We start from the raw sequence: 18,663 nt of genomic DNA on the forward strand, positions 1-18,663 counted from the left end.
GGGGGTGCTGGTGCCTAGCGGGTCTTGGCGCTGCGACCCGAGAAGCGGATGTAGATGATCAGCACGATGATGGCGCCGATGATCGAACCGATGATGCCGGCCGGCTGGAAGAAGCCGTCCATCGGGTCGTGCTGGAAGATCAGGAACCCGAGGAACCCGCCCACGAACGAGCCGATGATGCCCAGCAGGATGGTCATGGGGATCGAGATGTTCTGCTTGCCGGGGACGACGAGCCGGGCGATGGCGCCGGCGATGAGTCCGACGATGATCAAGCTGATGATGAGACCGAGCACGGTTTCCTCCTCGTGGGTGCGGTTGCCGCGGCATGGTTGCCGGAGTCAGGGCCGACGACCGACACAACACCCACCCGGCTGCACGCGTTCTCGGTTTCAGTCGAGGGAGCGCCGCAACCAGCGCTCGACGCCCTCGACGTGCGACACCACGAGCGCCTGCACGAGCTGCGGATCCCGGCGTCGGATGGCGTCCACGATGGCGGCGTGCTCGTCGAGGGTGCGCTGCACCGAGCCGTTCTGCGTCAGCCCTCGCCAGACCCGCACCCGCACGGTCTTGCTCGACAGTGCGTCGAGCAGTCCGGACAGGTACTGGTTGCCGCCGATGCCCGCGATGGTCGAGTGGAACAGCAGGTCGTGGGCGACGAGGTCCTCGACACCGGTGTCCTCGCCGACGGACTGCATCAGCGTGGCGAGCTCGTCGATCTGCTGCTCCGAGGCCCGCGCGGTCGCCAGGACGGCGGACGCGGGCTCGAGGATGCGGCGGACCTCGAGCAGGTCGACGAGGGACCGGTCGTGGTGCATGTCGACGACGAACGACACCGCCTCGAGCAGCACGCCGGGTTCCAGCGACGTCACGTAGGTGCCGTCGCCGCGTCGGACGTCGAGCACGCGGATGAGTTCGAGGGCCTTCACCGCTTCGCGCAGGCTGTTCCGGGACAGGCCGAGCGACTCGCTCAGTTCTTTCTCGGGCGGGAGGCGCTGCCCGGGTTGGAGCTCACCGCTCACGATCATCTGCTGGATGCGTGCGATCGCATCGTCGGTCAGCGACGCCACGTCACCACCTCCTGATCCCGGCCAGCTCGCGGACGCGAGCCGACAGGTCGACGATAGCCGGGCCTCCCGGTCGTCACGGCCGGACCATCAGGCGGGCCGCAGCCGGAGGGCCTGCATCCCGCCGTCGACGGCCAGGTCGACGCCCGTCGTGGACCGGGCGAGCGGGCTCGTCAGGTAGGCGACCGCCTCGGCGACCTCCTCCGCCTGCACGAGTCGGCCGTGCGGCTGCCGGGCCTCGAGCGCTGCGCGTTCGGCGGCCGGGTCGCCCGCGGTGGACAGCAGCCGCGCGACCCAGGGGGTGTCGGCGGTGCCGGGGTTGACGGCGTTGACGCGGATGCCCTCGCGGATGTGGTCGGCGGCCATCGCGCGGGTCAGGGCGGCGATCGCACCCTTGGTCGCCGAGTAGAGCGCCCGCTGGGGCAGCCCTGCGGTGGCGGCGATCGAGCAGGTGTTCACGATGCTCGCGTTGCCAGAGGCCCGCAGGTGGGGGAGCGCAGCCCGCGACAGTCGCACGGCCCCGAGGACGTTGACCTCGTACACGCGGCGCCACTCGTCGTCGTCGTTGTCCTCGACCGTGCCCTGGGCGCCGATGCCGGCGTTGTTGACCAGGACGTCGAGGCCGCCGAGATGCTCGACGGCGGTGGCGGTGGCGACGGCGGCGCGGACCGAGGCGTCGTCGCTGACGTCGCACGTGACCGAGAGGAACCCCTCTGCGGTCGACGGCTGGAGGTCGAGCACGGCGACCGTGGCACCGCGATCCCGCAGGGCAGTGGCGATCGCTGCGCCGATGCCGGACGCGCCCCCGGTGACGATGGCCCGGACGCCGTCGTGGCTGGCAGCGCTTCGAGCACTGCCGGTGCTGCCGGTGTTGCCGGTGTTGCCGGCGCTGCCGGTTGCGTCCGCCATCAGGCTGCTCCGACCGTCTGGCGCTGCGAGCCGAGCCCGTCGACGGTGAGCTCGACGACGTCGCCGGGCTGCAGGTAGGGCGCGTGTCCGGCCAGCGCGACGCCCGCCGGGGTCCCCGTGCTGATGACGTCGCCGGGGTACAGCACCATGAACTGCGACAGGTACCGGACGATCTCCACAGGACGGAAGATCATGTCGGCGGTGGTGCCGTCCTGCCGGACCTCGCCGTTGACGGTCAGCTGGAGCGCGAGTGCCGCGGGGTCGAGGCCGGCGGCGGCGAGCGACCCGGGCGTCACCAGCCACGGTCCGAGCGGGTTGAAGGTCTCGCAGGACTTCCCCTTGTCCCACTGCCCGCCGCGTTCGAGCTGGAACTCGCGCTCGGACACGTCGTTCGCGATGGCGTAGCCGGCGATGGAGGCCTCGGCGTCCGCATCGGTCTCGCAGTACCGAGCCGTGCGGCCGATGACGATCGCGAGCTCGATCTCCCAGTCGGTCTTCGTGCTGTTCCTGGGGATCAGGACCTCGTCGTCGGGGCCGATCACCGTCATCGGGTCCTTCATGAACACGATCGGTTCGGTGGGGATGTCGGCGCCGGTCTCGGCGGCGTGGTCGCGGTAGTTCAGGCCGATGCAGACGACCTTGCCGGGGCGGGCGATCGGTGCCCCGCGCCGCATGCCGTCGGCCCGGTCTCGCCCGATGATCGTCAGGTCGCCGGCGCTGCGGGCGTGGTCGACGCGGCCGACCGGGTCCGAGGCCAGGAAGGACCCGCTGATGTCACTGGTGATCGAGCGGAGGTCGAAGACCTCGCCGTCGGTGTCGATGGCCACGGGGATCTCGCTCCCCGCCGGGCCGAGTCGTGCGAACTGCATCGTTCCTCGCTCTCCGGCTGCGGCAGTGCAGCCAGAAACATCCTATGTCTGCGTGGTCCTCGGGACAAGGTAGATGCGCTCCGCGGTTCCGCCGAAGACGGCGTCGTGCTCGGTCGTGGACAGGTCGGCGAGTGCGTCCGTCGTCCGCTGCACGACCTCGGCGTACTCGGTCGCCAGGGTCGACACCGGCCAGTCCGAGCCGAACAGCGACCGCTCGGGACCGAACTGCTCCACGACCTCGCGGACGTGCCGGTCGACCGGGCGGTCGCGCCAGTCCGGTCCGGCCTCGGTGAGCAGGCCGGAGACCTTGCACGTGACGTTCGGGCGTGCGGCGAAGTCGGCCATCCGTCCGCGCCAGGCCGGGTCACCCGTGTCGATCGATGGTTTGCCGGCGTGGTCCAGCACGAACGATGCGTCGGGGACGGCGTCGACCAGGGCCAGTGCGGCCGAGTGCTCTCGGGCGCGGACGAGCAAGTCGAACACCAGGCCGGCACCGGCGAGGGCTCGCACCCCGCGGGCGACGTCGGGGCGGCCGAGCCAGCCGGGGTCCGGCTCGTCCTGTGCCAGGTGCCGGATGCCGACAAGGCGATCACCGCCGGGGAGCGCACGGACGGCGGCGATCCGGTCCGCCACGTCCGGCGCGGTCAGGTCCACCCAGCCGACGACGCCCGCGACCGGTCGGGGCTGCTCGAGGAGCCAGGCCGTCTCGTCGGGATCGTGCACGGCCTGCACGACGATGGTCCGCGTCACGCCGGTGTCCTGCGTCGCTGCGCGGAGGTCGTCCACGTCGAACCGGCGGCGGATCGGGGCGACGGAGTCGTCCATCCAGGGGTACGGCCGCTCGGCGGGGTCCCAGAGGTGGTGGTGAGCGTCGATGATCACGCCCTCATGATGCCCGATTCATCCGATGTCCGCCCGGTGCTCGATGTGCTTGGTGCGAAAGCGACAGAAGTCGCCGCACCTGCCGGTCCGGTCCGCCAGAGCGACAGTGTGCCGCCGATGTTCGGCGGCACACTGTCGCTTTCGCGAAAGCGTCACCCGCGCCCGACGGCGACCGGTGGGCTCTGGACACGACCACGGCCGGGAGGCACGGTGCGGGTCGGGCGCGCACCGCGCCTCCTGGCCGGGTTGATCCCAGAGCATCCCGCGAATGCGACAGATCTCGTCCCGTCGCGCGGTCGGTGCCGCCAGCGCGACAGTCTGCCGCCGATGTTCGGCCGAGATCTGTCGCTTTCGCGGAAGCGACAGATCTCGGCCGAGCCGCCCGCGGCTCAGACGGCGCCGGAGGCCTCGAGCTCGGCGCGCAGCTCGGCGTCGGACGGCTCGACGAAGTGCTTGCCGTTCGGCAGCACCACGACGGGGATGTTCTTCCGGCCGCTGATCGCCTCGGCGCGGTCGGCCGCCGACAGGTCCTGCTCGACGTCGACGTACTCGTAGTCGACACCGAGGGTGTCGAGCAGCGCCTTGGACCGGCGGCAGTCGCGGCACCAGTCCGCACCGAACATCGTCACCTTGTCGAACACTTCGGTCGTGGATGCATCGCTCATGCCCAGAGAGTACGTCGGCGGACCCCCGCGCATTCCCTACGATTGGGGCATGCCGCCAGGACCCGACCCCGAGACGCGATCCTGGGCGTCGGCGGCCGTCCGACGCTTCGCCGCGGTCACGAACCTGCTCGTCGCGGCCCGTCGGTTCCGCATCGTCGGTGGCGACCCCCGCGACGCCGCGGCGCTGCACGGGCTGCTGACCGGCCTCGGCGCTCGCCCGGCCGCGGAACACGAGCCGATCGACCAGCTCTGGTGCCTCGGTTCCCCCGAGGACTCAACCCCCGTCATCGAGCGCGAGGCGGACCGCCCCCGCGGTGCCACGCTCATCGTGATCGACGCCGGCCGGCACCTGCCCGCGGTCGACGAGGACGCCTTCGGTCCCGTCGTCACAGCACGCCCCGGCGTGCTCGGCGTCCCGATGCTCTCCGACGACGTCTTCCTGGTCTCCACCGGCCGCGACCCCGAGGACGACCCGGCCGCCGACGCCCGGCTGCGCTGGGCACGGCGCTCGATGCCCGTCTCGCGCGCGGTCGCCGCCGAACTCCGCGACGGCGGACTCCTGCGTGGCACCCGCATCGGCGTCGCGATGTTCCTCGAGCCGAAGACGGCGGTGCTGAGCCTGCTCCTCCGCGACGCCGGTGCCGAGGTCGTCGTCTACGCGCACGCCGACGAGACCGACGACGCCGTGGCCGCGTCGCTCCGGGAAGCGGGTCTCACGGTGCACGCCAGCAGCACGGCCTCGCTGCCGGAGCAGAAGGCGCTCGCCCTCGCGATGCTCGACACCCGGCCACACATCCTGCTCGACGACGGTTCCCACGTCATCCGGCTCGCCCACCAGGAGCGTCCGGACCTGCTGCCGACGATGCTCGGCGCGGCCGAGGAGACCACGAGCGGCCTCCGACCCCTGCGCGTGATGGCGTCGCGGGGCGAGCTCGGCATCCCCGTGGTCGCCGTCAACGACGCCCGCACCAAGACGTTCTTCGACAACCGGTACGGCACCGGGCAGTCGACGGTGTTCGCGATGCTCGACCTGGTCGACGGGCTCCCGTCCGGTACACACCGAGCGATCTCGGGAGGCGCGGCGGTCGTCGCCGGGTTCGGGCACGTCGGCGAGGGGGTCGCGTTGGTGCTCACCGCCCTCGGGTTCCGGGTCACGGTCGCCGAGACCGACCCGGTGCGCGCCCTGCAGGCGCTGTTCGCCGGCCACGCCGTCGCGCCGCTCGCCGAGGCGGTGCAGGACGCCGACCTCGTTGTGAGCGCCACCGGGATCGCCGACACCATCGACCTGCGCGTGCTGCGCTCGTGCGCGGACGGTGCCGTCGTCGCCGTCGCGGGTGGGGTCGACCACGAGGTCGCGCTCGACGACGCCCGCGCCGCCGGAGCCGAACTGCGGCCAGTGGGTCCGAAGGCCGAGCGCCTCGTGTTCCCCGACGCCGAGGGCGGACCCATCGTGCTCGACGGTGGCGGGTGCATCAACATCACCGCGGCCGAGGGCAACCCGATCGAGATCATGGACCTGTCCTTCGCAGCGCAGCTCGGGGCCGTCCGCATGCTGCTGGAGCGCGGCGACGAACTGGAGCGAGCCGTCGTGCCCATCGATCCCGCGGTCGACGACGCGACCGCCCGCACGGCGCTCGCCGCGTTCGGAACGCATGTCGGGCCTCCCGGCCTTCCCCCTGAACACCTCGCGGACCGCGAGCCGGACGTCCGGACGCGTCGTTTCGGAGACCCCGCATGAGCGCCGCGCACCCGAGCGACTCGCACCCGCGTGCCGACCACTCCGTCGTCGTGCACTCGGCGCGCGTCGTCGTGCCGATGACCGCGCCCCCGATCGCCGACGGCGCGGTCGCCGTGCAGGACGGCCGCATCCTGCACGTCGGCGACCGGTCCTGGGTCGTCGACCAGCTCGCCGGCTCGGGTGCGACGTTCACCGAACGGCAGTGGCGCGGAGCCCTCCTGCCGGGCCTCGTCAACGCGCACTCGCACCTGCAGTACACCGGCATGGCCAGTGTCGGCCGAGGCCAGTACGACGGTTTCGAGGACTGGGCGTCCGCGTTCAACCAGGACTACGCCGAACCGCACGACTGGCGGGCCGAAGCAGCCGCTGGCGCCGCCGCCTCGATCCGCGCGGGCGTGACGAGCATCGCGGACATCGTCACCGACATCGAGGCCTCCACCGCGCTCGAGGATGCCGGGCTCGGCGGCATCGCCTACTGGGAGGTCATGGACTGGGAGAACGACGCCTGGCAGTCGCACGGCCGCGACCAGGTGCTCGACGAACTCGCCCGGATCCCGACGAACCCCGGCGCCGGTCTGTCGCCGCATGCGCCGTACTCGCTCGAGGTCGCGCCCCTCCTCGAACTCCCCGACATCGTCCGGCAGCGTGGGCTCCGCCTGCACCTGCACCTCGGCGAGGCCGCCTTCGAAGGTGAGCGCATCGCCCTCGGACCGGTCCCCGGACTCGACGGCGTCGACGGCGTCGGCCACGGCAACGACTGGCACCTGGCGAACGTGCCCTCGTTCCGGGCGCTCCGGGCACTCGGGTTCGGGGCGAGCGCCACCGCGTTCGTCGACCGGCTCGGGGTGCTCGGCCCGGACTGCCACATCGCGCACGGCGTGTACATGACCGCTGCCGACCGGGCGCTCCTGCGCGCTCGCGGCACCGCAGTCGCACTGTGCCCGCGGTCGAACGCCGTCATCGGCCTCGACCCGCCTCCCGTCGCCGACTACCTGCGCGAAGGCAGCCCGATCGCCATCGGCACCGACTCGCTGTCGTCGTCACCGTCCCTCGACCTGATGGCCGACGTCACGGCGTTGCACCGGATCGCCCGTGCCCAGGGCTACGGGCACCGGGACCTGCACGAGCGGCTCCTGTCTGCGGCGACGCTCGGTGGTGCGCACGCCATGGGACTCGCCGTCGGCCCGGACCGCATCGGCCACCTCGCCGTGGGTGCCCGCGCCGACCTGGCCGTCTTCGACGTCGACGCCCGGACCGTGCCCGACGCACTCGCCGAGCTCGTCGAGGACGGTGCCGGGCGTGCGTCCGCCACCGTCATCCGTGGGGTCGTCCGCGCCGTCGACGGCGCGCTGACCGGCGTGCCCACGTCGGCGCCCGACCGCCCCGCTCGCCCTGTCATCCCTGTGGAGGAATCATGACCGAGACCGCACCCCGCCCCGGCATGGCCGCCCGTCGCACCGTCGACGGCGAACTGATCGAGTGGCTCGACGTGCCGAAGCGTGCCATCGCCCTCGGCATGGAGCCGCACCCCGAGGGCGGTTGGTACGTCCGCACCTGGACCTCGCCGGCCACGGTGACGACGCCCGCGGGGGACCGCCCCGCCGCGACCCTGATCCACTTCCTGCTGCCCCCGGGCGAGGCCTCGGCCTGGCACCGGGTGACGAGCGACGAGATCTGGATGTGGCACGGTCCGGACACCGTGGAGCTCGAACTCGGCGGCTCCGGCGATGCTCCCGAGCCCGGCGCGCGGATCACCCTCGGGCCCGACGCCGGTCGCGACCGGGTGAACGACGCACAGGCGTTCGTGCGCGGCGGCGTGTGGCAGCGGACGATCCCGAACGACGGCGAGGTGCTGCTGAGCTGCCTGGTGTCGCCGGGCTTCTCGTTCGAGGACTTCACGATGGCCGACTGACGTACCACTTCCGTGACCGCGGCGTCGAGTGGCGAGGGTTGGTCAGCGGATTGCTGCGTTGTCCCAGATGTTCCGCACGAAGCCAGCAGCACGTGGAAGCAACGGGCCGGCCAAGAGGGCCGTGGTTGCGAGCAGCGTTGCCGCCTGCAGGGCAAGGAACAACTCGAGCCACAGCGGCACGAACCCGCCCACTGCCCACGACACCGCCAGGATCGCCGTGAGCGACGACCCCACGCGCAGCACCTTCAGCGGAGATCTGCTCCATGTGACGAGCGCGGAGGCCGCAAACGCCAGTGGCACGAGCGCGTGCAACGCGGTCGACAGCGGGAGCCACAGATCGGTGCCGAGAGCCGGCGACTGTGTCACGACGAACCCCGCCACGGATGCGGCGGCGATGCCGGGTGCGAGATCACGTGCACGCACCGCGAACACCATGCAGGCCGATCCAGCGAGCAAGGCCAACGCGACGAAGAGCGCCGTCGCGCCGAAGCCGAACAGGTGGGAGCCACCGAAGCCGAGCAGGTTGTCGACGGACAGGACGGTGCTGCTGAGTGATGCGATCGTTCCGGTGGTCGCGACCGCGGTGCGCTCCGAAGCAGGCCTGGACGTGCTCGTCACGGGCTTCCCTCGACTGGACTCACGGTGGCGGCCACCTTCTCGTACGCGGTCGCGCACTTCGCCTTGAGGCGAGGACCGATCGGTGAGAGCGCTGCTGCCCATCGCTCCGTGTCCGGGACCTTGCGGATGCGGTCCCTGCCGAGGCTGTCGACTGCTCTGTGCACTTCGGCAGTGACGGCCGGGAACAACCTGTCGTACTGGGCCGCTGTCTCGTTGCGCTCACCCGGATGGTTCACGTATCGTTCTCCCTCGCTCGCGACGAACTGCGTGCAGGTGGTGAGGTACTCCTGCTCCGCTGTCAGCTTCGTGGGGGACCCGGCATCCCCGGCGATCTTCGGCGCGTCTGGAGGAGCGTCCAACGCCGCGACGATGGCAGGTGGTCCGATCACGTACCAGTTCTCACCGCGAGCGACGGCACGTTCCCCGTTGAACGTGTCGGCCCAGTCCTCAAGCGTCTGAGGAACGGACGCGGTGTGAGCGTAGGCGCGGACGAACGTTGCATCACCACCGTTGAAGCAATCGAATCCCCGCATTGCGTCCCAGAAGGAAAGGTCATCGAGCAACGCGTCGGCGTCTTCGCACGGCACGGAATCGCGGAGCTGATCAGCGATTGACTGCATCGAAGCCACGTCGAGCGCAGGCTCGTCGGGCCGGGACGCCGGGCCGGAAGGAGCCGCTCGGAGTTCGCCGGATGCGCAACCCGACAGAAGAGCTGCGGCGACGCAGCTCGAGGCGATGACCCCGAGCCCGCGTCGCCGCATGCTGTGCCGTGTCACTGCCACTGCACGCCGGCCCAGCCGACCGCGGTGAGCCCCTTCATCTTCTTGGTGCCGGCAACATTGCCCCACGGAACGGTCTTCGTCTGCCCCGAGCCACAGCCGATCGCCGTCCAGGTGGGTGCGTGCTTGGAGTTGAACCCTTTGCCCCAGATGCAGGGGTTGGTGGTACCCATGTGCTTATACCACTTGTACGGGGCCCGCGCTGCGGCGTTCCAGCCGATCACGTTGCAGCCGTTGACGGACTGGCCCATGACCGGTAGCACCGTGAAGGCGCGGTCCTTGCAATTACCGGACTGGGTCGTGGGGCCGTCGCCGACCATCACGACCTCACTGTCGGGATCAAAGCTCCCATCGACCACGACGTGTGGCGGGATCGAGGTCCGTAGGCGTTCACTGCTTGCATGCGCCGGGACGGCGGGTGCCAGCACTGAAGCCGCGACTGCGGTCGACACGAGGACAGCAGAAAATGTGTTCTTCTTGGTCATCTCTCACCCTTGAGTAGCCGGTGAAGTTTTACCGGATTAACACATACTGCACGGCGACAGCGATCTCGGCAACCCGTCTCCTGGCCGGACGAGAAGTCGTTGCCGTGACCTCCCGCGTCGTCGACGTTGGGTCGGCATCGGAGGCTGATGCCCGACCGGCTGTGACTGCAAATCTCGGCGGATCGCCTGGTGCGCTCGGCGCGAGGCTGTCGTCGGTCTGCGGGACAGAGCGGGCGGAGGACGTCCAGAGCGCAGAAAGGGGGCGCCCCGTGCTGGGACGCCCCTTGATCTCAGACCTCAGCCGAGCATGCGCTCGGTTCAGCCCGCGTCGCCAGATTACCAGCCAGACGTCGACCCGTCGACTGGTGTGTGACACGAGACCGGGTCACGAGGGGCACCCGGAGTCGCGTTGGTATCCCACCGCGAAGTACACTTCGACCTGCCCCCACCCCCCCCCTCGCACGAAGGCCCGACCGTGACCCGATCCCTCCGCCTCACCCTCGCCGTCGCAACAGCCGCGGTCGCCGCCCTCGCCCTGACGTCGTGCGCCGCCGGCAGCGGCAGCAACGAAGACGGCACCGTCACCGACGGCAAGCTGACGGTCGCCACCGGTGAGCCGGCGTACTCGCCGTGGATCGAGGACAACAAGCCGGAGTCCGGCAAGGGCTTCGAGTCCGCCGTCGCGTACGCGGTCGCGAAGGAGATGGGCTACGCCAAGTCCGACGTCGTGTGGAAGCGCAGCACCTTCGACAGCGCGATCGCACCGGGCCCGAAGGACTGGGATCTCAACGTCCAGCAGTTCTCGATCGACGCCAAGCGCAAGAAGGCCGTCGACATGTCGAGCGCGTACTACACGACCACGCAGGCCGTGGTGACGACCAGCACCTCGAAGGCCGTCGACGACACGAGCATCGCCGCCCTCAAGAAGGACGCGATCGGCGTCGCCACCGGGTCCACGTCGATCGCCAGCGTGAAGAGCGTGCTCGGGATCACCCCGCAGGTCTTCAACTCGAACGATGACGCCGTGCTCGCACTGAAGTCGGGCCAGATCGACGCGATCGTCACCGACCTGCCGACGGCGTTCTACATGGCGGCAGCGCAGCTCGACGACGGCACGGTGTCGGCGCAGTTCCCGTCCGACGGCAAGGGCGACCAGTTCGGTTTCGTCCTGCCGAAGGGCTCGGAGCTCACGAGCAAGGTGGACAAGGCGCTCAAGTCGCTGACGGACGACGGCACGCTCGAGGACCTGCAGACCAAGTGGCTCTCCTCGGAGACCAACACCCCGGTCCTGAAGTAACCGCATGACCGTGCCAGCAGGCGCCGGTACCCGGGGCGCCGCAGCCGCGCCGAGCCAGGTCGAGGCCGAGCGGCGGCTCTACCGTCGGCAGCGCGGACGCCGGTCGATCGTGGTGTCGGTGGTGTCGACGCTCCTGGTGATCGCGATCGCCTACTTCGGCGTCGTGAACACCCCCGGCTGGGCAGCGGTCCAGCAGTCGTTCTTCGACCCGCAGACCGCGATCGACACGTTCCCGGACATCCTGCTGGGCCTCTGGCTGAACGTCCGGATCCTGTTCTTCAGCGCCATCGGCGTCGCCGTGTTCGGCACCCTGCTCGCAGTGGTGCGGGGGCTGCGGAACCCGGTCTTCTTCCCGCTGCGGATGCTCGCGACCGGCTACACGGACCTGTTCCGCGGCCTGCCGCTCATCATCGTGCTGTACCTGGTCGGCTACGGGATCCCCGGTCTCGGGGTGTTCCCGCGGTTGCCCGCCGAGGTCTGGGGCACCATCGCGATCGTCCTGACGTACTCGTCGTACATCGCCGAGGTCCTGCGTGCCGGCATGGAGGCCGTGCACCCCTCGCAACGTCTGGCCGCGCGGTCGCTCGGGCTCTCGCACGCCAAGACGCTGCGGCTCGTGGTGCTGCCGCAGGCGATCCGCAAGGTCACGCCGGCACTGATGAACGACTTCGTCTCGATGCAGAAGGACGTCGGCCTGGTGTCGATCCTCGGCGCCGTCGACGCGGTCCGTTCGGCGCAGATCGCGCAGGCGGAGACCTACAACTTCACGCCGTACTTCGTCGCGGGGCTGCTGTTCGTGGTGATCAGCCTGCCGCTGATCCGCGTCACGGACGCGATCGCGCGCCGCCAGCAGCGGCGTGAGCAGATCGGAGGGACCGTATGAGCGAGGTCGGCCAGGAGGCCCGCGGTGCGTCGGGTGCGGACGCTGCGGTCCTCGAGCTGCGCGGGTTGCGCAAGGCCTTCGGCGAGCACGAGGTCCTGCGCGGCATCGACCTGACGCTGCACCGCCACGAGGTCATCTGCGTCATCGGGGCGTCCGGCTCGGGCAAGTCGACCCTGCTCAAGACGGTGAACCTGCTCGAGGGCATCGACGACGGCGAGATCCTGCTGCAGGGGACCGACATCGCCGATCCCCGCGTCGCGGTCGACGGCGTCCGGGCGCGGATCGGCGTGGTCTTCCAGCAGTTCAACCTGTTCCCGCACATGCGCGTGCTCGACAACGTGACGCTCGCCTCGCGGCAGGTGCACGGCGTCGGCAGGGCCGAGGCGGAGGCGACCGCGCGTCGGCTGCTCGAACGGATCGGGCTCGCGGAGTTCGCCGATGCCTACCCGGATCGGCTCTCCGGCGGCCAGCAGCAGCGCGTGGCCATCGTCCGGGCGATCGCGTCCGACCCCGAGCTCCTGCTGCTCGACGAGGTCACGAGCGCCCTCGACCCCCAGCTCGTCGGCGAGGTGCTCGACCTGGTCACCGAGCTGAAGCGGCAGGGCTCGACGATCCTGATGACCACGCACGAGATGCACTTCGCGCGGAACGTGGCCGACCGGATCGTCTTCCTGCACCGGGGCGAGGTCGTCGAGCAGGGCGTCCCCGCCGAGGTCCTGAACGCCCCGCAGCACCCGGCGCTGATCGAGTTCCTCTCCCGCGTCCACGCCTAGGGCGTCAGCAGCACCTTCCCGACGACCTCGCCGTCGCGGACCTTCCGGTGCGCCTCCTCGACCTCGGCGAGCGGCAGGACGGTGTCGATCACCGGGCGGACGCTGCCGTCGGCGACGAAGGGCCAGACGTGCTCACGGACGGCGGCGACGATCGCGGCCTTCTCGGCGAGCGGCCGGGCGCGCAGGGTCGTCCCGCTGATCGACGCCCGCTTCCGCATCAGCGCGCCGAGGTCGAGCTCGGCGGTGCTGCCGCTGCCCGAGGCGATGACGGCGATGTGCCCGTTGGGTGCGAGGGCCTGCAGGTTCCGCTGCAGGTACGACGGTCCGACGACGTCGAGCACCACGTCGACCCCGACGCCGTCCGTGAACGCCAGGACGCGCTCCACGAAGTCCTCGGTGCGGTGGTCGACCACCAGATCGGCACCCAGGTCACGCGACGCCTGGACCTTGCGGTCGCCACCGCTCGTCGCGATCACCGTGGCACCGAGGGCCTTCGCCCACAGGACGGCGTGCGAGCCCATGCCGCCGGTGCCACCGTGCACGAGCAGCGTCTGCCCGGGGCGGAGTCCGGCGAGCATGCCGATGTTCGAGTACACGGTGCAGGCGGCCTCGGGCAGGCCGGCGGCCTCGACCAGGTCGACCGTGTCGGGGACCGGCAGCACTTGCGTCGCGGGAGCCACGACGAGCGAGGCGTAGCCGCCGCCGGACAGCAGGGCGCACACGCGGTCGCCGACGGCCACCGAGGTCACCCCGTCGCCGAGAGCCCGGACGGTGCCGGAGACCTCGAGCCCGAGGATCTCCGAGGCTCCGGGCGGCGGCGGGTAGTTCCCCGCGCGCTGCTGCAGGTCGGCGTTGTTCACCCCGGCGGCGGCGACCTCGATGAGAACCTCGCCCGCGGCGGGCACCGGGTCGGGCAGATCGGTCACGGACATGGTGGTGTCGTCGAACGTGATGGCGCGCATGCCCTCGACGGTACGCCGGGCGGCCGGTCATCCTGTGAGTGCCCCATGTACGCTCGATGACGGATCTGCACCTCATCCGGGGGAGTGCGGACCGATCGAGGGGGACTCTCCACCATGCCGAAGAACAAGTTCATCGCGCTCGCCACCGCTGGCCTCGCGCTCACCCTGCTCGCCGGTTGCTCGACCGGGCCGTCGAAGGCCGACCAGTGCACCCAGTTCGAGAAGACGGTCAAGTCCGCCGCCGAGGGCGTGCAGTCCGAAGCCGCGAACCTGCAGTCCGACCCGGACGCCGCCGTCACGAAGCTCAAGGAGCTCGACGAGAAGATCTCCGACGGCGTCGACGACCTGTCCGACGACGCCCTGCAGGACAAGGGCGAGGCGTTCGAGGACGCCTACGGCGACCTCGTCGACCAGATCGAGGACATCGCGAAGGACCCGCAGTCGGCCGACGTCTCGGCGCTCACGAAGTCCAGCACCAAGGTGCAGGACGCCGGCAACGCCTTCCAGAAGGAGTGCAACTCCTGATGCGCCGCACCCTCACCGCGGTGACCACGGCGCTCGTCGCCGTAGCGCTGCTGGCGGGCTGCTCCGGCGGCTCGTCCAACCACGGCGGCTCGTCCGACGACGGCGCCTCGGCGGAGACGTCGAAGACGTCCGCCCCGTCGAAGACCTCGGCCGCCGCTCCCGCACAGACCAAGACCGAGGCGTGCGCCCTGGTCGAGAACGAGCTCAAGTCGTTCATCGCCGAGCAGACGTCGTCCTCGGCGCCGGCGGACCCCGCAGCACGGGCGAAGCTGGTCGGCGAGTTCACCGACCGTCTCGACGCCGCGCTGCCGAAGGTCACCAACGACGACGTCCACGACGCCTTCGAGGACTTCACCGAGGACGCGAAGGAGTACGCCTCGGCGCTCACCTCCAGCGGCTCGAGCGACTCCGCCGAGGCGAAGGACGCCCAGACCGACGTGCAGTCCTCGCTCAACGAGGTCTCGGCGGTCTGCCCGAGCAACTAGTCGCGACACCCGGCCCCGACACCACGACGCCCCGCAGCTCCGACCGGAACTGCGGGGCGTCGTCGTCAGGGGTTGCCTCAGACGGCCGCCGGCTGCGACGCGTCCAGACGGGCGACGTCCTCCGGCCGCAGCTTCACGGTCGGTGCGGTCAGCGAGTTGAGGATCGACTGCGGCCGCGACGCCCCGGGGATCGGGACGACCACGTCGCTCTTCTGCAGCTCCCACGCGAGCGCGATGACCTGCGGGGTCACGCCACGGTCGCGTGCGATGTACGCGAAGTCCTCGTAGGCGGTGCCGAGGTCGGCGGCGTTCGCGATGCCACCGAGCGGGCTCCACGGCAGGAACGCGATCCCGAGCTCGTCGCAGAGCTCGAGTTCCGGCTCGCTCGACCGGAACTTCGGCGAGAACTGGTTCTGCACCGAGGCGAGTCGTCCGTCGAGGACCTCGTTCGCCGTCCGGATCTGGTCGGGGTCCGCGTTCGAGATGCCGGCCATCCGGATGACGCCCTCGTCGAGCAGCTCGCCGAGCGCGCCGACGGATTCGGCGTACGGGACAGCGGGGTCCGGACGGTGGAACTGGTACAGGCCGATCGCCTCGACGCCGAGGCGCTTCGCCGACGCCTTCGCCGCCTGCTTCAGGTACTCCGGGTGGCCGTTCTGCGCCCAGGCGCCAGCTTCCGGTCGCAGGTGTCCGCCCTTCGTGGCGATGAGGATCGACTCGGTGTCGCCGTGGAACTCGCGGACCGCCCGGGCGATGAGCTCCTCGTTGTGCCCCACCTCGTCGTGGGCGGCCAGGTGGTACGCGTCCGCGGTGTCGATGAGCGTGACACCGTTCTCGAGCGCGGCGTGGATGGTCGCGATGGACTGTCGTTCGTCGGGGCGCCCCTCGATCGACATGGGCATCCCGCCCAGACCGATGGCGCTGACCGACACGTCTCCGATGACTCGTTGCTTCATGGCCCCAGCATGCGCCGGGGGTGCGCAGTCGCGCACAGGGTGCGTCGCGCAGTGGTGGTGACCACCCGCCGACCGGGAGGCCCGTGGCGGCCCCGCCCCGCGCCTCCCGTCCGCCGTCCGGTCCCGTCCACCGCGCCCGCTCCGTTCAGCGCCGCGCCCAGCTCGGCGCGTGCTCCGGAAGCGGCCCGAACGCGATGCCCCGGGCGTAGAGGCCGCGTGACGGCGGCACGTACCGGGCGAGCAGCACGGGCAGCAGTGGTGGCCCGTCCTGCAGCTGTCCGGCGAACGCCCGCTCGAACACGACGCGGTGCAGTACGGCCTGCGCCGACTGGACGATGACTGCCGGCGGCCTCCGACGACGCTGCACCGCGGCCAGCGCACCGTCCAGCCCCGCACCTCGGAGCCCGTGCCGCAACGACGGAACCAGGATCGCCGCCGTCGCCGCGGCGTCCTGCACCGCCAGGTTGATCCCCACCCCGCCCGCGGGCGACATCGCGTGCGCCGCGTCGCCGATGCACAGCAGCCCCGGCCGCCACCACCGCCGCAACCGGTCCATCCGGACGTCGAGCACGTGCACGTCGTCCATCGACCCGATCGTGTCGACCCGGTCGGCGAAGTCCGGACGGAGCCGGGCCACCCGCTCCCGGAAGGCGTCGATCCCCTCAGCTCGCAGCGCCGCGTCCGAGCCCTTCGGGGCGAAGTACGCGACCTGGTGGTAGTCGGGCCGCGGGAAGCTCAGCAGCACGTCGTTGCCCGAGAACGCGGGGGTCAGGGCGCTCGCCGCGTCTCCCGGCCGCCGGGGGAGCCGGAACCACCAGGTGTCGAACGGCACCGGGAACGCCCGTGGCACGAGCCCCGCCGCCCGGCGCAGGACCGAGTTCCGTCCGTCGCACGCGATCACGACGTCGGCGCGGAGTTCCTCGGGTTCGCCGCTGCCGTCGCGCGAGCGGAGGTGGACCCCGGTGACCACGCCGTTCTCCTCGATGAGCCCGGTCGCCGTGCGGCCCATCGCGATGTCGAACGACGGTTCCTGCCGGGCAGCGGTCACGAGCAGGTCGAGCAGGTCCCACTGCGGCACCATCGCCACGTGGTCGTACGGGGGATCGAGCCGCGAGAAGTCGCCGAGCAGCAGCCGTGACCCGTCGGGCATGGGCAGGGAGAAGTCGTCGAGCCGTGACTGCGGCAGGGCCCGGAAGCGGTCGCCGAGGCCGAGCTCGTCGAGCAGCCGGATCGTCGAGGCGTGCACGGTGTCGCCCCGGAAGTCCCGGTTGAAGTCGTCGTGCTGTTCGATGACGCGCACGGCGATGCCGGCCCGGGCGAGCAGCAGGCCGAGGACGACACCGGCGGGGCCACCACCGACCACCGCGACCGTCGTCCGCGACACCGTCACCATGCCGTGGACGCTACGCCCTGTCGGACCCGCGCACTGTGCGCACGCACGACGCGACAGGACACGAGGTGATCACCTCGTGTCCTGTCGGAGAAGTGGTGCGCGACGGCGCTAGGCGCTCGCGGACACCGAGGACGACGCGGTCTCGTCGTCGGCGGCGTTCGCGAAGACGACCCCACCCCACGTGATGACGGCGATCGCGAGCACGAAGCCGACCGCGGCGATCCACCACGACGACTTCCGACGGATCCACGCGCCGATCGCCAGCACGATCGTGGCGACGCCGATCACGAACGCGCCGCCGACCGCGATGGCCGTGCCGCCGATGTACCCGCCGGGCGAGCACCCGGCCGAGGCATCGCAGGTCGCGGTCGCCGAGATGACCGCGATGATGCCGACGACGGCGGTGACGATGGTCATCACGGCACCGAAGGCCAGCAACAGCACGGTGGAGATCCGGTCGGCGAGCTTCGCCGGCGGGAACAACGTGGTGCCGCTGCGCTCCCAGGCCGCGCGCTGCGGGTCCTGGGGGCCGGGCGAGGAGTGCGGCGGACCGCCGGGGACGTTGGACCAGGTCATGGGAGCAGTCCTACCGCGCTTCGACGCCGAACGCCTGTGCGAGCCGCTGGATCTTCTGCGCCCGACCCAGGCGGGGCAGGTCGGAACCGTCGCGGATGACCTTGCCGCGGGCCTCGAAGTCGTCGAGGAAGTCCTGCGCCCAGGCGACGTCGGTCGGCGTGGGGGAGATGACCTCGTTGATGACGGGCAGCTGCTCGGTGTCCAGGCAGAGCTTGCCGGTCAGGCCGAGCGACACCGCGACCTGGGACTGCTCGCGCAGGATCGGGTGCGACGACCCCACCGTCGGGCCGTCGATCGGGCCGGGCAGGTCGCCGACGCGCGAGGCGACGACGAGCTTCGACCGCGGGTACGCCATCGCCAGGGTGTCGGCGCTCGTGCCGGTGTCGCGGCGGTAGTCGCCGGAGCCGAACGCCAGCCGGAACGCGCCCTGCGCCCGCGCGATCGAGACGGACTCCTCGATGCCGAGCGCCGACTCGACCAGGGCGATCACCGGGGTCTGGCCGCCGAGCCGGTGCCACGTGTCGGTGACCTGGGCCGGGGACTCGGTCTTCGCGAGCATCACGCCCTGCAGTCCGGGCAGGCCGCGGAGTTCTTCGACGTCGTCGGCCCAGAAGTCGGTCGTGACGTCGTTGATCCGGACCCAGGCCTCGCCGCCTCCGGCCAGCCACGCGGCGACGCCCTGCCGAGCCGAGGGCTTGGCGGCGGGGTCGACGGCGTCCTCGATGTCCAGGATGATCTGGTCGGCGCGGGACCGCTGTGACTTCTCGAACCGGTCGGTCGCGGTGCCGGAGACGAGCAGCCACGAGCGGGAGATCTCGGCGGGGACCGATCGACGCCGGTTCGGCGTGGGGGCGGACGGGGTGGTGCGGTCGTCGATGGCCATGCCCCGTTG

The 18,663-nt window shown here is 71.0% G+C and carries 22 protein-coding genes; 8 read left to right on the top strand and 14 right to left on the bottom strand.

Features of this window, described 5'->3' with window-relative positions; translation table 11 throughout:
• Window positions 1-14: 14 nt before the first annotated feature.
• The 6 genes from EDF31_RS10565 to EDF31_RS10590 form a co-directional block, all read right to left on the bottom strand.
• The gene (locus EDF31_RS10565) at window positions 15-293 is read right to left on the bottom strand and encodes a GlsB/YeaQ/YmgE family stress response membrane protein (RefSeq protein WP_123312075.1); all 279 of its coding nucleotides are present in this window, start codon (window positions 291-293) and stop codon (window positions 15-17) included.
• 96 nt (window positions 294-389) lie between these two features.
• A complete protein-coding gene (locus tag EDF31_RS10570; RefSeq protein WP_111086323.1) occupies window positions 390-1,067 on the bottom strand; it encodes a FadR/GntR family transcriptional regulator in 678 nt (225 codons plus the stop codon).
• An 87-nt stretch (window positions 1,068-1,154) separates the two neighbouring features.
• Window positions 1,155-1,973 carry an SDR family oxidoreductase gene (locus tag EDF31_RS10575; protein WP_131846086.1) on the bottom strand — a complete coding sequence of 273 codons (819 nt, stop codon included), beginning with the start codon at window positions 1,971-1,973 and terminating at the stop codon, window positions 1,155-1,157.
• Window positions 1,973-2,842, bottom strand: coding sequence for a fumarylacetoacetate hydrolase family protein (locus EDF31_RS10580; RefSeq protein WP_131846087.1), 870 nt, complete (start codon window positions 2,840-2,842; stop codon window positions 1,973-1,975). Before EDF31_RS10580 ends, EDF31_RS10575 begins: the two co-directional genes overlap by 1 nt.
• A 42-nt stretch (window positions 2,843-2,884) precedes the next feature.
• Entirely contained in the window at window positions 2,885-3,724 is an 840-nt protein-coding gene (locus EDF31_RS10585) for an amidohydrolase family protein (RefSeq protein ID WP_131846088.1), read from the bottom strand.
• 389 nt (window positions 3,725-4,113) lie between these two features.
• On the bottom strand, window positions 4,114-4,389 hold the full coding sequence (locus EDF31_RS10590; protein WP_123340820.1) for a glutaredoxin domain-containing protein: 276 nt from the start codon (window positions 4,387-4,389) through the stop codon (window positions 4,114-4,116).
• 49 nt (window positions 4,390-4,438) lie between these two features.
• Here EDF31_RS10590 and EDF31_RS10595 point away from each other — a divergent pair, with 49 nt between their 5' ends.
• Genes EDF31_RS10595 through EDF31_RS10605 form a run of 3 tightly spaced genes read left to right on the top strand, consistent with a single transcriptional unit; the run spans window position 4,439 to window position 8,039 of the window.
• The gene (locus tag EDF31_RS10595) at window positions 4,439-6,127 is read left to right on the top strand and encodes an adenosylhomocysteinase (RefSeq protein ID WP_165901388.1); all 1,689 of its coding nucleotides are present in this window, start codon (window positions 4,439-4,441) and stop codon (window positions 6,125-6,127) included.
• Window positions 6,124-7,545 (top strand): amidohydrolase family protein, encoded by a 1,422-nt coding sequence (locus EDF31_RS10600; RefSeq protein WP_243649971.1) that lies wholly within the window; start codon window positions 6,124-6,126, stop codon window positions 7,543-7,545. The genes EDF31_RS10595 and EDF31_RS10600 overlap by 4 nt, the downstream gene beginning before the upstream one ends.
• Window positions 7,542-8,039 (top strand): cupin domain-containing protein, encoded by a 498-nt coding sequence (locus EDF31_RS10605; protein WP_235035774.1) that lies wholly within the window; start codon window positions 7,542-7,544, stop codon window positions 8,037-8,039. The genes EDF31_RS10600 and EDF31_RS10605 overlap by 4 nt, the downstream gene beginning before the upstream one ends.
• A 42-nt stretch (window positions 8,040-8,081) precedes the next feature.
• Here the strand turns inward: EDF31_RS10605 and EDF31_RS10610 are convergent, their stop codons facing one another.
• The 3 genes from EDF31_RS10610 to EDF31_RS10620 form a co-directional block, all read right to left on the bottom strand.
• Entirely contained in the window at window positions 8,082-8,657 is a 576-nt protein-coding gene (locus tag EDF31_RS10610; protein WP_131846090.1) for a hypothetical protein, read from the bottom strand.
• Entirely contained in the window at window positions 8,654-9,286 is a 633-nt protein-coding gene (locus tag EDF31_RS10615) for a hypothetical protein (RefSeq protein ID WP_131846091.1), read from the bottom strand. The genes EDF31_RS10610 and EDF31_RS10615 overlap by 4 nt, the downstream gene beginning before the upstream one ends.
• Before the next feature lie 143 nt (window positions 9,287-9,429).
• Window positions 9,430-9,921, bottom strand: a complete 492-nt coding sequence (locus EDF31_RS10620; RefSeq protein ID WP_131846092.1) for a hypothetical protein — start codon at window positions 9,919-9,921, stop codon at window positions 9,430-9,432.
• 475 nt (window positions 9,922-10,396) lie between these two features.
• Here EDF31_RS10620 and EDF31_RS10625 point away from each other — a divergent pair, with 475 nt between their 5' ends.
• The 3 genes from EDF31_RS10625 to EDF31_RS10635 are packed head-to-tail and all read left to right on the top strand — an operon-like array spanning window position 10,397 to window position 12,874.
• A complete protein-coding gene (locus tag EDF31_RS10625; RefSeq protein WP_123293348.1) occupies window positions 10,397-11,218 on the top strand; it encodes an ABC transporter substrate-binding protein in 822 nt (273 codons plus the stop codon).
• Window positions 11,219-11,222: 4 nt separating this feature from the next.
• Window positions 11,223-12,101, top strand: a complete 879-nt coding sequence (locus EDF31_RS10630; protein WP_131846093.1) for an amino acid ABC transporter permease — start codon at window positions 11,223-11,225, stop codon at window positions 12,099-12,101.
• Window positions 12,098-12,874 (top strand): amino acid ABC transporter ATP-binding protein, encoded by a 777-nt coding sequence (locus tag EDF31_RS10635; RefSeq protein WP_131846094.1) that lies wholly within the window; start codon window positions 12,098-12,100, stop codon window positions 12,872-12,874. Before EDF31_RS10630 ends, EDF31_RS10635 begins: the two co-directional genes overlap by 4 nt.
• Here EDF31_RS10635 and EDF31_RS10640 read toward each other — a convergent pair.
• Window positions 12,871-13,836, bottom strand: coding sequence for an NAD(P)H-quinone oxidoreductase (locus EDF31_RS10640; RefSeq protein ID WP_131846095.1), 966 nt, complete (start codon window positions 13,834-13,836; stop codon window positions 12,871-12,873). The two genes, EDF31_RS10635 and EDF31_RS10640, sit on opposite strands and share 4 nt — an antisense overlap.
• A gap of 114 nt (window positions 13,837-13,950) precedes the next feature.
• Here EDF31_RS10640 and EDF31_RS10645 point away from each other — a divergent pair, with 114 nt between their 5' ends.
• Window positions 13,951-14,361 carry a hypothetical protein gene (locus tag EDF31_RS10645; RefSeq protein ID WP_123936814.1) on the top strand — a complete coding sequence of 137 codons (411 nt, stop codon included), beginning with the start codon at window positions 13,951-13,953 and terminating at the stop codon, window positions 14,359-14,361.
• The gene (locus EDF31_RS10650) at window positions 14,361-14,846 is read left to right on the top strand and encodes a hypothetical protein (protein WP_131846096.1); all 486 of its coding nucleotides are present in this window, start codon (window positions 14,361-14,363) and stop codon (window positions 14,844-14,846) included. The genes EDF31_RS10645 and EDF31_RS10650 overlap by 1 nt, the downstream gene beginning before the upstream one ends.
• 77 nt (window positions 14,847-14,923) lie before the next feature.
• On the opposite strand, the gene EDF31_RS10655 is transcribed toward EDF31_RS10650, so the two are convergent.
• The 4 genes from EDF31_RS10655 to EDF31_RS10670 all read right to left on the bottom strand — a co-directional run bounded on the left by EDF31_RS10655 (window position 14,924) and on the right by EDF31_RS10670 (window position 18,654).
• Window positions 14,924-15,802, bottom strand: a complete 879-nt coding sequence (locus EDF31_RS10655) for an aldo/keto reductase (protein ID WP_123312106.1) — start codon at window positions 15,800-15,802, stop codon at window positions 14,924-14,926.
• A 145-nt stretch (window positions 15,803-15,947) separates the two neighbouring features.
• Window positions 15,948-17,195 (bottom strand): FAD-dependent oxidoreductase, encoded by a 1,248-nt coding sequence (locus tag EDF31_RS10660; RefSeq protein WP_131846097.1) that lies wholly within the window; start codon window positions 17,193-17,195, stop codon window positions 15,948-15,950.
• Between the two features lie 108 nt (window positions 17,196-17,303).
• Complete coding sequence (locus EDF31_RS10665) at window positions 17,304-17,771, bottom strand: DUF6264 family protein (protein ID WP_131846098.1); 468 nt, start codon at window positions 17,769-17,771, stop codon at window positions 17,304-17,306.
• A 10-nt stretch (window positions 17,772-17,781) separates the two neighbouring features.
• Entirely contained in the window at window positions 17,782-18,654 is an 873-nt protein-coding gene (locus EDF31_RS10670; protein WP_111086303.1) for a CoA ester lyase, read from the bottom strand.
• Between the last annotated feature and the right edge of the window lie 9 nt (window positions 18,655-18,663).

The organism is Curtobacterium sp. PhB142 (assembly GCF_004341255.1).
Lineage (GTDB): Bacteria > Actinomycetota > Actinomycetes > Actinomycetales > Microbacteriaceae > Curtobacterium.

Excerpts from the sequence above, each read along its gene's own strand:
- EDF31_RS10575 (WP_131846086.1), bottom strand. The coding sequence starts at position 1,973 with ATGGCGGACGCAACCGGCAGCGCCGGCAACACCGGCAACACCGGCAGC.
- EDF31_RS10580 (WP_131846087.1), bottom strand. The coding sequence starts at position 2,842 with ATGCAGTTCGCACGACTCGGCCCGGCGGGGAGCGAGATCCCCGTGGCC.
- EDF31_RS10590 (WP_123340820.1), bottom strand. The coding sequence starts at position 4,389 with ATGAGCGATGCATCCACGACCGAAGTGTTCGACAAGGTGACGATGTTC.
- EDF31_RS10595 (WP_165901388.1), top strand. The coding sequence starts at position 4,439 with ATGCCGCCAGGACCCGACCCCGAGACGCGATCCTGGGCGTCGGCGGCC.
- EDF31_RS10600 (WP_243649971.1), top strand. The coding sequence starts at position 6,124 with ATGAGCGCCGCGCACCCGAGCGACTCGCACCCGCGTGCCGACCACTCC.
- EDF31_RS10605 (WP_235035774.1), top strand. The coding sequence starts at position 7,542 with ATGACCGAGACCGCACCCCGCCCCGGCATGGCCGCCCGTCGCACCGTC.
- EDF31_RS10620 (WP_131846092.1), bottom strand. The coding sequence starts at position 9,921 with ATGACCAAGAAGAACACATTTTCTGCTGTCCTCGTGTCGACCGCAGTC.
- EDF31_RS10630 (WP_131846093.1), top strand. The coding sequence starts at position 11,223 with ATGACCGTGCCAGCAGGCGCCGGTACCCGGGGCGCCGCAGCCGCGCCG.
- EDF31_RS10635 (WP_131846094.1), top strand. The coding sequence starts at position 12,098 with ATGAGCGAGGTCGGCCAGGAGGCCCGCGGTGCGTCGGGTGCGGACGCT.
- EDF31_RS10640 (WP_131846095.1), bottom strand. The coding sequence starts at position 13,836 with ATGCGCGCCATCACGTTCGACGACACCACCATGTCCGTGACCGATCTG.
- EDF31_RS10645 (WP_123936814.1), top strand. The coding sequence starts at position 13,951 with ATGCCGAAGAACAAGTTCATCGCGCTCGCCACCGCTGGCCTCGCGCTC.
- EDF31_RS10650 (WP_131846096.1), top strand. The coding sequence starts at position 14,361 with ATGCGCCGCACCCTCACCGCGGTGACCACGGCGCTCGTCGCCGTAGCG.
- EDF31_RS10655 (WP_123312106.1), bottom strand. The coding sequence starts at position 15,802 with ATGAAGCAACGAGTCATCGGAGACGTGTCGGTCAGCGCCATCGGTCTG.
- EDF31_RS10660 (WP_131846097.1), bottom strand. The coding sequence starts at position 17,195 with ATGGTGACGGTGTCGCGGACGACGGTCGCGGTGGTCGGTGGTGGCCCC.
- EDF31_RS10665 (WP_131846098.1), bottom strand. The coding sequence starts at position 17,771 with ATGACCTGGTCCAACGTCCCCGGCGGTCCGCCGCACTCCTCGCCCGGC.
- EDF31_RS10670 (WP_111086303.1), bottom strand. The coding sequence starts at position 18,654 with ATGGCCATCGACGACCGCACCACCCCGTCCGCCCCCACGCCGAACCGG.